7 protein-coding genes are annotated in these 10,433 nt (G+C 55.4%); 3 read left to right on the top strand and 4 right to left on the bottom strand.

Going from position 1 to position 10,433, the window contains the following annotated elements:
* Positions 1 to 93 precede the first annotated feature (93 nt).
* The 3 genes from Pla52o_RS03805 to Pla52o_RS03815 all read right to left on the bottom strand — a co-directional run bounded on the left by Pla52o_RS03805 (position 94) and on the right by Pla52o_RS03815 (position 5,001).
* Complete coding sequence (locus Pla52o_RS03805) at positions 94 to 903, bottom strand: SDR family NAD(P)-dependent oxidoreductase (RefSeq protein ID WP_146593214.1); 810 nt, start codon at positions 901 to 903, stop codon at positions 94 to 96.
* A 452-nt stretch (positions 904 to 1,355) separates the two neighbouring features.
* The gene (locus tag Pla52o_RS03810) at positions 1,356 to 2,843 is read right to left on the bottom strand and encodes a Gfo/Idh/MocA family protein (RefSeq protein WP_146593215.1); all 1,488 of its coding nucleotides are present in this window, start codon (positions 2,841 to 2,843) and stop codon (positions 1,356 to 1,358) included.
* Between the two features lie 91 nt (positions 2,844 to 2,934).
* Complete coding sequence (locus Pla52o_RS03815; RefSeq protein ID WP_146593216.1) at positions 2,935 to 5,001, bottom strand: sulfatase-like hydrolase/transferase; 2,067 nt, start codon at positions 4,999 to 5,001, stop codon at positions 2,935 to 2,937.
* A gap of 197 nt (positions 5,002 to 5,198) precedes the next feature.
* Here Pla52o_RS03815 and Pla52o_RS03820 point away from each other — a divergent pair, with 197 nt between their 5' ends.
* The 3 genes from Pla52o_RS03820 (at position 5,199) to Pla52o_RS03830 (ending at position 8,013) form a co-directional block, all read left to right on the top strand.
* Positions 5,199 to 5,684, top strand: coding sequence for a hypothetical protein (locus tag Pla52o_RS03820; protein ID WP_146593217.1), 486 nt, complete (start codon positions 5,199 to 5,201; stop codon positions 5,682 to 5,684).
* A 456-nt stretch (positions 5,685 to 6,140) separates the two neighbouring features.
* On the top strand, positions 6,141 to 6,647 hold the full coding sequence (locus tag Pla52o_RS03825) for a hypothetical protein (protein ID WP_146593218.1): 507 nt from the start codon (positions 6,141 to 6,143) through the stop codon (positions 6,645 to 6,647).
* 163 nt (positions 6,648 to 6,810) lie between these two features.
* Positions 6,811 to 8,013: a DUF1559 domain-containing protein gene (locus tag Pla52o_RS03830; protein WP_146593219.1), complete on the top strand. Its 1,203-nt coding sequence runs from the start codon at positions 6,811 to 6,813 to the stop codon at positions 8,011 to 8,013.
* A 72-nt stretch (positions 8,014 to 8,085) separates the two neighbouring features.
* Here the strand turns inward: Pla52o_RS03830 and Pla52o_RS03835 are convergent, their stop codons facing one another.
* Positions 8,086 to 10,416, bottom strand: coding sequence for a GMC family oxidoreductase N-terminal domain-containing protein (locus Pla52o_RS03835; RefSeq protein WP_146593220.1), 2,331 nt, complete (start codon positions 10,414 to 10,416; stop codon positions 8,086 to 8,088).
* Positions 10,417 to 10,433 lie beyond the last annotated feature (17 nt).

The raw sequence follows: 10,433 nt of genomic DNA on the forward strand, positions 1-10,433 counted from the left end.
AAAGTAGCTACGTTCGCCAGAACGGGGTCCAGCGACTGGCGACGATAGCTACATCCGTGATGAAAATCCGCTAGCCGGCAACCAATTTTTGGGCTACCAATTTTTGGGCACGTCGGGTTGTTGCCAGACGCTCATCCCGCCATCGACCAACAACGTTTGTCCTTGGACATGCTCGGCGGCGTCGGAGAGTAAAAAGACGGCTGCGCCCCCGCAAGCCTCTGCTTCGGGGACTTGTCCATTGGGGGTGTGCAATCGCATCCAACTTTCCAGCCGATTATCTTGGTTGACGATGTCCGTTAGCGGGGTGCGCACCAGACCGGGGGCGACGGAGTTGACTCGGATGCGATGCGGTGCCAAGGCAACGCACAGCGAGCGGACCATCGCCGCGACGGCTCCTTTGCTGGTGTCATAAGCGCTGTGATCGGGTTCGGCCAACATTCCGTTGATCGAGCCGGTGAACAATACGCGTCCGGCAACATTCGCTTCGATCCAACGCCGGGCAAAGGCTTGAGTCAGAAAATAGCCAGCCGTCACATTCAGATCGATCGTCGTGCGGTATCGCTCGTACGTCATCTCCAGGAACGAGGTGTCGATAAACGTGCCCGCATTGTTCACCAACAAGTCGATTCCGGGCATCGTGCGGTCAATCTCGCTCATCAAATCGGCGAGATATTCGTGCGGCGCGAGGGAGAGATCGGCGGTCAACAATTCCGCCTGGACCCCCAGTTCACGCAGTTCATTGAGCGTTTGCTTGGCGGGCGCATCTTCGTCTCGCCCGAGGATCAAGACGTCACCGCCGGCCGCTGCGATCGCCTTCGCCATCGCAGCCCCTACGCCTTGGGTGCCACCGGTCACCAGGGCGCGGCGTCCGGTCAGACGAAAAGGAGATTCAATTGATTTCATAGAATTTTAAGATTCGTGGGTCTACAGGTAAAAAGCGTGTGAATGTCTTACTGGGAATCGATTCATAGCAAAAGAGGATTCAAAAAAAAGCCTCAATGATCCAACTTCTTCTCATCGACTCGGTAAACTTTTGCCGACCTACCTTGATGACTACCTTAGCGAGTCTAAGATACAGGTTGTGGGACTGAATAAGACCCGCAACCGCTTCGGTCGTCTAATTTCGGCAGAGGGATCATTTTCCGGGTTCGCCAAAGTCATTCAAAGGCTTGTACAGTAGTACGCTGAGACTTTCGCGTTTCTCCCAGCGGCTCCATTTTGCCGCCGACCGATCGAAGCATTTTGAATAGCCGTCCAATGATGTGAAAACGTCATTGGACGGTTTTTTTTTGTCCTGAGCGAAAATTCAGGAACCCAAGGCGGGCCACGAAACGCGGCAACCGCGGTTCAGCGAATTACGACTTCGCGGGATCCTTGCCGTCGATCCATGGACCGGCGAGATTCATGTATTCGGGCTCGACCAATTTGCTACCAAAATCACCCGCGGTCCATCCGGGAATATGCTTGGGATCCGCACCGGCTTCGGAAAGTTTTTCCCATTTCTTAGCCCAGCCCGGGTCGGTGGTGCTGATTTCGCGAGTTTCCGGATCGATAAAGAAGACTTTGCCTTGACGATAGCTTTCCGCTCCGAGGTTCACCACGGCGATCGCGGCGGCACCCAAGTCGGGTGGGTTGTTGCACATCATGGGCTTGCCCGCTTCACATGCATCAAGCCAGTTCACAAAGTGAGCGTACGTCGTATTGCCAACTTTTTCCGTGGCGATGCGTTCGTCTTTGTAATCGCGTTGGTGAGTGACCTGAGGACGCTCGGCAACAAAATCGAAGCCATCAAATTCTTCGCCGTTTCCAAAACGGAAGGTGCCAAAGTGGCCGCGAATCAATTGATCAATCCGTGATTCTTGGTTGCACATCGTGGCGGTCACAAGGCCTTGAACGCCTTCGTTGAAATCGGCGACCACGGTAGCCACATCGGGAACATCGCGGCCGTCGTATTCCATGAAGAGGCCACCGCCACCGACGACACGTCCAGGAATTCGTAGTCCGGTGGCTTTCAACATCGAAGTGGTGCGGTGCACAAACAAATCGGTGAACATGCCGCTGCCAAACGGCCAAAAACGGCGCCATTGCTTGTACTTTTCACGGTCAAACGGCATCTCCGGTGCAAGGCCTTCGCTTGCGCCGAGCCAACGGTCCCAATCGATGGTTTTGGGCGTCATGTCGGCTTCGAGTTTGTAGTATCGCCATTGCCCCATGTCGCTATTGCGAAAGTATTCGGTTTGGAATCCAAGCACCTTGCCAAGCTTGCCGCCCTTGAGCAATTCATTGACTTCGTTCCACACGGGCAAGCTGGTCGATTGCACGCCGACCTGCATCACTTTGCCACTTTCACGCCAAGCCTTTTCGACTGAAAACGCTTCTTCGACCGTTTTGGTCATCGGTTTTTCGCAATAGACATTCAGTCCCGCCGCGATCGAATCAACCGTTTGCTTATGGTGCCAATGATCGGGCGTTCCGATACATACGGCGTCGAGGTTTTCTTTTTCGATCATGTCGCGGTAATCGACATAGCGACCGGGATCCGTTCCGGTCGCTTTCTTGATGTGGTCGGCGACCTTGTCTCGTTGTGTCTGATAGACTTCGGCGACAGCAACGAGATCGATGTTCCTGCCTTCTTCGTGCAGTTTGCACAGCGTCTTGACATGAGCGCCAAAGCCGCGGCCCCCAGGGCCAATGAATCCGATTCGCATCCGTTCGTTGGAACCTGATGCTGCAGCGGCACGCGTGGCGGACAAGCCCACCGATGTCGCCGCGGCGACTCCGGCTGATTGCGTGATAAAGCTGCGACGGTTGGATTGATTGTCGGTTTGCTTTTCAGGGGTCATCGTAAAAAATCCTAAAGAGGAACGCTCCCCGCCGGGGAGCTTTCGGGTCAACGGAGGTGGATAAATCGAGCCTAAGGTAGATGGAGGTGAACTACTTGCGGAACAACGCCTTGTCCTCGACGGAAGTGAGCTCGCTTGCCGATCGCCCCCATTTCCAATCGAGGGTTGGCGGCGTTTGGCCATCGGATAGACAGGTCAATTCGATCGGGTGATGCCCCTTGGCCAACTTGATCGAAACGGTACGTGATTGTCCCGCTTGGTACCCAAAGTCGGCATCGAGTACGGACGCTTGGTGAATTCTTAGAAACGCTTTGCTGGCGGTCGACAGCGACATTTCGTACGTTCCCGTTTCTGGAACCTCAAGCCAACCGGTCCACTGGATCGCACCTTTGCCGCCAGGGTTTGCTACATGGATGTTCGCCGAAATACCCTTGTTTTGCGGTGTCATGCCATGGGTTTTCGGAACGTAAGGGAAATGGCCTTCGTAAAACGACCAGTTCAAACCGGGGGTGATTTCCGTCTGGGGGACCGCCGGTATGGCGACATTGTCATACGGCCGCGGGGCACTCGCGTTGGGCATCCGTGATTGCAAGACGTGGTCGCGCATTCGCTTTTCAAGTTTTTTGAATCGCGGATTCGTGTCTACGAGGTTGTGCTGTTCTTTCGGATCTTTCTTCAAATCAAAAATTTGAAACGGATCGTTGTGCGACTGAATGTTCACTCGCACGCCTTTGAATCCGTCCAAATGGACGACTTGCATTTGGCCTCGTTTTTTACCGCGATGCGAAGGCGAAAAATCTTCGTACTTTGGCGTCAACCCGCTCTGAGCGTACTCGACATAAATCTGGCTCGCGGCGCCTTTGCCTGTTCCCATCAACCGTGGTCGCAATGAAACTCCGTCGGTGCGGGCCGGAGCGGCAATTCCGCCGAGATCAGCAAAGGTGGGCATCCAATCATGAAACTGACTTGGTTCCGTGTTGATCTTGCCTGCGGGAATGTGCCCGGGCCACCATGCCAACGTAGCGACGCGAATGCCGCCTTCCCAAACATCGCGTTTGATACCGTCGAGTGGTCCGTACGACTGGAACGACGTCGGATGATAGTCGGCGCCAGCAAGGTAACTTTCTCGATGAGGCCCATTGTCACTCGAAATGACGACCATCGTGTTCTTGTCGATTTTTAAATCACGCAGCGTTTGCAGCAAATCGCCAACGCAATGGTCAATCCGTCGCACCATCGTGGCGAATCGTTCTTCTGTATCGCTCCATCCTTTGCCGACGTAATCGGGATGGCGGTACGAATCGATCTCGCCTTGGGCGGTGTTGATCATCTGCCCCGCCTTGCCGGTCCATTGAATGCCCCCATCAATGCCGCTGCCTTTGGGGTAGGCCATTGTCGGCGTCTGCAGGGCGGCGTGCGGGGTGTCGTAAGCGAGGTATAAAAAGAACGGCTCTTGCGGATTCGATTTGGTGTGCTGGGCGATCCAATGTTTGCTGCGCGCGGTAAACAAATCGGTGGTGTAGCACTTCGAAAGTCCCGCGGAAACTTCGCGGTCGTTGTGCCACACCTGTTTGGGTAGGCGATGGTGTTCGCTATTGCCTAGTGGCCACGCGTCGGTCGGGTAATGCAGATGCCCATCGCCGTGACGAACGTATCCAAAAAATTCATCGAAACCTCGTTGAGTCGGATAGGCCGGCCACGTTTCCGCCGAATCGCCCTCACCCTGCAATCCATACTTTCCAATCAACGCCGTTCGATATCCGGCGTTTTTCATCACCGTGGCGAGCGTGTGATTATTGGCCAAGCGTTTGTCGAATTGGTTGTCACGCACCTCGGCGTGACCTTGATGCACGCCGCTCAGCAGTGACGAGCGGCTCGGGGCACACACCGGAGCGGGACAATAATGTTGGCGAAGCTGGATGCCTTCGGCCGCCATTTGGTCGATCATCGGCGTATGCAGCCGCTTGTCGTGTTGAGAATCGTTCTGGTACAGAACGCCAAGGTCACCCCAGCCTAAGTCATCGCACAAAATGAAAATGAGATTCGGTTGCGAGGGGGGCGCGTCAGCGGACGCCGCCGCACCGGTCCCTATCGCCGACCGGTCCCATGAACTCGTCAACACAAAGAGGAATGCAAAGAGGAGATTAGGCCGAATCATTCCAGCATTACTTTCAAATAGGAGAGCAAATCGGGTGAAGTGCTGCTCTGGGCAGAGAAGAGGAAATCGGGGGCGTTGGAATCACGATTGCATTGTAGTTCATTCTCTCCTTGTCCGTTGGAACGCACTCCCTACACTGACGTGTGCTCCGATGGGGCTTCCCCCCCTATTTGCTCCGCTTTCTTCGACTGCTGGTTATGTCTGAACCCACCGCCGATCTTGCTGATCAACCGCCGCGAAAAATTGCACCCAACCCCAGATTGTCGGGATGGGGGCTGACCTTCGGCCTGTTGGCGGCTTGCCTTATCCCGCTGGCGGGACTGAGCCTGTACGCCACCTTTTACGGTCGCGCCGCCTCGCGGTCGTTGCCAGTCGAAGTGACGCTTGACCGCCAAACGGTGGTCGCCCCCAATGGCCAAGGCGGCATGCTGGTCGACGTCGTGGTGGTCCGCAATTTGGCCGATCATGAGATCCCCAATTTGACCGTTAATCTGAATGGTCAGTATTTTTTATATCGCGATTCTCCCCTTCAAAAAGGAGAGACGTTGGTGCTGCCCCAAGCCATTTTTATGACCAAGGCGAATCAACGTTTCACGCCAGGACGCTATCCCATATTGGAAGTCACCGTGACCGGGCGATTGCCGAGCAACGCGCGGGGCGTCAAAGAGACCCATTTCGAATAACGATGCTTGGGAAGTGCCCTTCCCTCGTAGAGAGCTCGAAAAGGCGGATGCATCCGAGTTTTTGCAAACCAGTTGGCAATTCTCAGGGCGGTTTGTCGCCTAAGCCTACGCGGTGTGTCGCCTACGCACACGATGAAAAACGGGCGTCGATGGCATCGTGATTCATCCTGCCCCCTTTGGATGTGAAGCGTCGCCAGGCCGAGTTCTTTGTTCAAAAATGGTGCAAGAGCGAGCCTCGATTTTAGTCTCGCGTCTCGGTTTTCGGCGTGGAATCTCCCCAGGGCGGGAGCGTCTTTGGATAGAGAAGGCAGCGAGAAGTTCGTAGAATTTCATGAATCTACGTCAAATCATCCCTTTTCCGTTCAATCCAACTTGCTTAGCCTAGAACTGCTTACGTAAAACGCACGTATAACCCATGAATCATTCCCGCCCCCACCGATCGTCTGAATCGTTTTGATGAATCTCGTTTCCCGAATCGCGCTGATTGCCTATGTGGTGGGTGGGTGGCTTCTGCCCGCGATGCACCATCATCACGGGCATTCGCACCATTCAGGGGCGTCGCAGGCGGGCTGTTGTGCGGAACTCGAATGTGAGCGGCCCGCTGCGGTTTCCGTTGCGGACAGCCGCGATGGCGAATCGAAGGGCTGTGATCATCATCACGATGGTTCAAGCCATGCGGATGACCACGCACGGTCCTGCAGCGGTGGCACTTCGTCCAACGGTTCATTCGCAGACGACACCAATGCGATTCTGTTCGCAGTAAATTCGAGTCATTCGCATGCGTGTCTCGGACTTTGTGCACTTTGTTCGGCACAGAGTTTGAAGGGCGAAGCGGTTGCGGTGGTGGCTTGCTCGGTTGATCAAGGCCCCGTTTGTGGGCGTGTCGTTTCGACTGGAATTCATTGGCCGCTAAGCGTCCAACCCGGCGGCATCTCTTCTCGCGGTCCTCCAGCGATTCTTTAAAGACGTTGATGACCTTGTTGTCATCGACCCTCGATTTTGACTCGGTATTGATTTCTTAATGCCGGTTCCTGCTTGGACATTTCTCACGCTGCATGGCGTTTGACGGAATGTCGTTACGTCTTTTTGAATCACTTATTTTAATTTTGGATTGTAGAGTATCACGATGAACATTCATTTGAACTTGCGCGCTGATTCTCAGCCGCGATTGCGTTCCGGTTTTACATTGGTCGAGTTATTGGTCGTGATCGCGATCATCGGCGTCTTGGTGGGGCTGTTGTTACCCGCGGTGCAAGCGGCTCGCGAAGCAGCCCGCCGCATGAGTTGCGGCAACAATACAAAGCAACTCGGTTTGGCCATTCACAACTATCATTCCACCTTCAACCAATTGCCGATGCACGGCGGTGGAACTTGGGTCAACGGAGCTGCAATCGGCAGCAATCGATCCAATCGGATGGACCTTTCCATCTGGGTTGGCCTGACTCCCTTTTTTGAACAGCAAGCACTTTGGGAACAGATTCGTAGCCCGCTTGGAGCGTATCCAGCAATGGGCCCCGAAACGAGCGATGGCAATTACCAGCCGTGGATCACCGAGCTTGCCTCGCTGCGTTGCCCAAGCGACCCCGGCCAGGGGCAGCCCAGTTTTGGACGCACGAATTACGCGGCTTGTTTAGGAGATTCGGTGCACTACATGGATCAAGGCCCGCTCGGGATCGTTAGCGATACGACGACCACCTTGAGTAATTTGGGCTCCCACGCCTCCGAAGCAAATGCGGCGTGTCGCGGAGCATTCGTGTCGCATCGATCGACGCGTTTTCGCGATGTGACCGATGGTTTGGCGAACACCATTTTCGTGGGAGAGATAACAACCGATTTAGGCGATAACGACATTCGTACGATCGCTGCGGTGGGCAATGATTCAGGGTCGGAATCGGTTCGTGAAGAACCTGATCATTGCGTTCACGATGGTTTGGCCGATCCGGCACGCCCTCGTTTTTGGCTCGCTGGCGCCGCGACACTGGCCCCAGCGGAGCATGGACGCGGCTTTCGTTGGGCCTCCAGCGGGGCGGCGTTTAGTGGCTTCAACACAATTCTTTCTCCCAATCGTGAACTCTGTTTCGGGGGCGCAAACGCGAGTTCGCATGGGGTGGCTCCGGCTAGCAGCCGGCATCCCGGAGGCGCTCACGTGTTGATGGGCGACGGTTCAATCAAGTTCATTACCGATACGATCATCGGTGGCGATGTCCATCACGAAAATGTGTGGAGCGGCGGGACCGGGGAAAGTGCTCCCGGATCGCAAAGCCCCTATGGTTTGTGGGGCGCGCTGGGAACGCGGGCCTCTGGTGAAGTCGTTAGCGGTGACTTCTGAATCGCTGCATCTGCAGTCTCGCCATCCTGGTGCATGCCATCGTCCGCACGATCGCCCACGCGGTGTATTCCGTTACGACTGTGCCAAAGCTGGAGTCGGCTGCGGCAACGTGGCCGACGAGCGTTGAATGATTTGCTGTGCAGCCAACGTCGCGAGTGCCTTCAGCGTCAGTTGCGGATTGATATCGCAACCGGCGGGGAAGATCGAGGTGTCGGCGACCGTCAAGTTCTCAATCGCTTCGCCACAGTCGGTCATCATTTGGAAGGTCGTGGGATTGACCACGTCGCCCAACGACGCACCGCCTTGTGGATGCGTGGTTAACAGATTGACGAACGCAGGACCACGACGGCGAATTTCGCTCAGCCCCCACTCAAAGTCATCCATGTTTCGGATTCGTAGCGGACGACCGCAACGCATCAGGATCGATTTGGTAGGCAGATGCAGCGAGACGCCGTCATCGGGTTTGGCCGCCGCGAAATAGATCCGTGCGACACGCCGTAAACCACGCAGCAGCATTTCAAATTCGTCACAGTCGAATTCGAGATGGAAATCGCCACATGAGTCCACGTAGTTGCTGCAGCGGACTTTGGTGGGAACGACAATGCCCGACATCGACAGGTGGTTGAACTTGCGCATCACGCAGGCGAACTCTTTGAACCATCCCGTTAACGCCAACGCGACTGTGCCGGGGAAGTGGAACCAGTTTTCTAACGCAGGTTCCTCGACCATCTTGCCGTTTTCCATGATGTTGCGGCGATCGACCAAGAAACACTGAGTCACGCCCGGTTCAGGGCGAGTGCTATCGGATGGCCAAATCGGCTTGTCAAACATTGCGTACAGTGCCGTTCCGATGTTCGCCGTCAATCGTTTACCGAGATGTTGGTTTCTCAGTCCCGCACACGACAAGCTGTGGCTCAGCAATTTGTTCGTTTCACCAATCCCTGCAGCGACGACAAATTCGTTGGCCGAAATCGTGGTGTGAGTATGGCATCCCGATTCACTGCGGTGGCATACGTCGATGCCGTCGACTCGCAGTGCTCCCGCTTCATCGCGACGAATTCTCAGACGCTTGCCTTCGGTTCGGTAAGACACTTCGGCGGGAACCGGATTGTTCATCGACTGAGTCAGGAAGCTATTGGGTTCGCCTGCCTTGTAAGGATGAATGCCGCCGATGTGATCCCCGAAACTGTCGACGGAATTGTCGCTGCCGCAGCCCAAGCACTCACGCCGCATCGCCACGGGCAACGGTTGGACATCTTCGCCGAGCGCGATGCATCCTTCGGCAAACCGCATACTGCGATCGCTGATCTGAGACTTGGTGACCTCGGTGTTGACGCCAAGCTCGTCACAGACCGACGTCATCAATTCAGAGAACTGAGCGTAGTCGACACCCGTGGGGCGACGATCGCCCCACGATTCATAGACCGATTCGATGATCGGCAAGTGAATCGCATTGTTGACGTAGGGGCCGCCACCAAACACGCGTGCTTGGCAGACGTTGACGGTTTGCTTAGGCGGAATCTTCTTTCGCATCGACGGGATGGCGAGCTGCAATTTCGAATGAACATTCCCTAACCCACCGGCGATTTGACCGGCGCCGTCTTTGTAAAGTCGATAGAGAACTTGGTCGCTGCGTGGCGGCGACAGTTTGATGCTGCCATCGTCTTGAGGGATCTTTTGGATCAATGCATCGGGGCTGACAAAGTCACCGACGTCAAGAATCAGCACTCGCAGCCCCGCAGCGGTCAATCGGCTGGCGGTGGTTGCTCCGCCCGCCCCGCTGCCGATGATACAGACGTCGTAGTGGTTGTTCAGATCCGCCAATGGTGGCGCGTCCATCGTCACTAAAAACTCAGGCTTCTCGCACTGAGGTGACCATCCGCCGCCGATCAATTGACGTGCCGGTTGACGCGAATGGATCACCAATCGTCCCAGCATCGTGACGCCGCCGATAGCGGTATGCAGCAGATGGTCGTCGGTCCACTCGATGCGAGGTGGGCCGTGTTTATCGCACGGGGTTTCCCCTTGATTGAGCAATCGGCGAAGTTGGTGAGGGCAAAGTTTGTGCAGTTGACGGCCGGTGTGCTTGACGCTGTATAGGTTCAACCACAAAAGGGCAACGTTCAGTCCGAGTTGCAAACGCGGGGGCAGATGTTCGGCATAGATCAACACTTCACGAGCGACTTGACAGGCGTCATCGCCTTGATGTCCGCACCACAGCGAATCAATTTGCGCATGGATGATCGCAACGAGCGCAGGAAAACGTTTCTCGCGAATCGTTTGGATTGGACAATCGGGATGATTATTATTCCCGCCCAGGCCAAACGGTAGAAAACCCGCAGCCAAAGAACCCTTGAGAATATCTCGGCGCGAAAACGCGTCCAATGAAGAAAAATCTAGCATCCTTGCCAGTCTCGTCA

The organism is Novipirellula galeiformis (genome assembly GCF_007860095.1).
Taxonomy (GTDB): domain Bacteria; phylum Planctomycetota; class Planctomycetia; order Pirellulales; family Pirellulaceae; genus Novipirellula; species Novipirellula galeiformis.

What these genes read in the sequence shown, in the direction of transcription:
- Pla52o_RS03820 (WP_146593217.1), top strand. Translation starts at nt 5,199, where the DNA reads ATGTCTGAACCCACCGCCGATCTTGCTGATCAACCGCCGCGAAAAATT.
- Pla52o_RS03835 (WP_146593220.1), bottom strand. Translation starts at nt 10,416, where the DNA reads ATGCTAGATTTTTCTTCATTGGACGCGTTTTCGCGCCGAGATATTCTC.
- Pla52o_RS03830 (WP_146593219.1), top strand. Translation starts at nt 6,811, where the DNA reads ATGAACATTCATTTGAACTTGCGCGCTGATTCTCAGCCGCGATTGCGT.
- Pla52o_RS03815 (WP_146593216.1), bottom strand. Translation starts at nt 5,001, where the DNA reads ATGATTCGGCCTAATCTCCTCTTTGCATTCCTCTTTGTGTTGACGAGT.
- Pla52o_RS03810 (WP_146593215.1), bottom strand. Translation starts at nt 2,843, where the DNA reads ATGACCCCTGAAAAGCAAACCGACAATCAATCCAACCGTCGCAGCTTT.
- Pla52o_RS03805 (WP_146593214.1), bottom strand. Translation starts at nt 903, where the DNA reads ATGAAATCAATTGAATCTCCTTTTCGTCTGACCGGACGCCGCGCCCTG.
- Pla52o_RS03825 (WP_146593218.1), top strand. Translation starts at nt 6,141, where the DNA reads ATGAATCTCGTTTCCCGAATCGCGCTGATTGCCTATGTGGTGGGTGGG.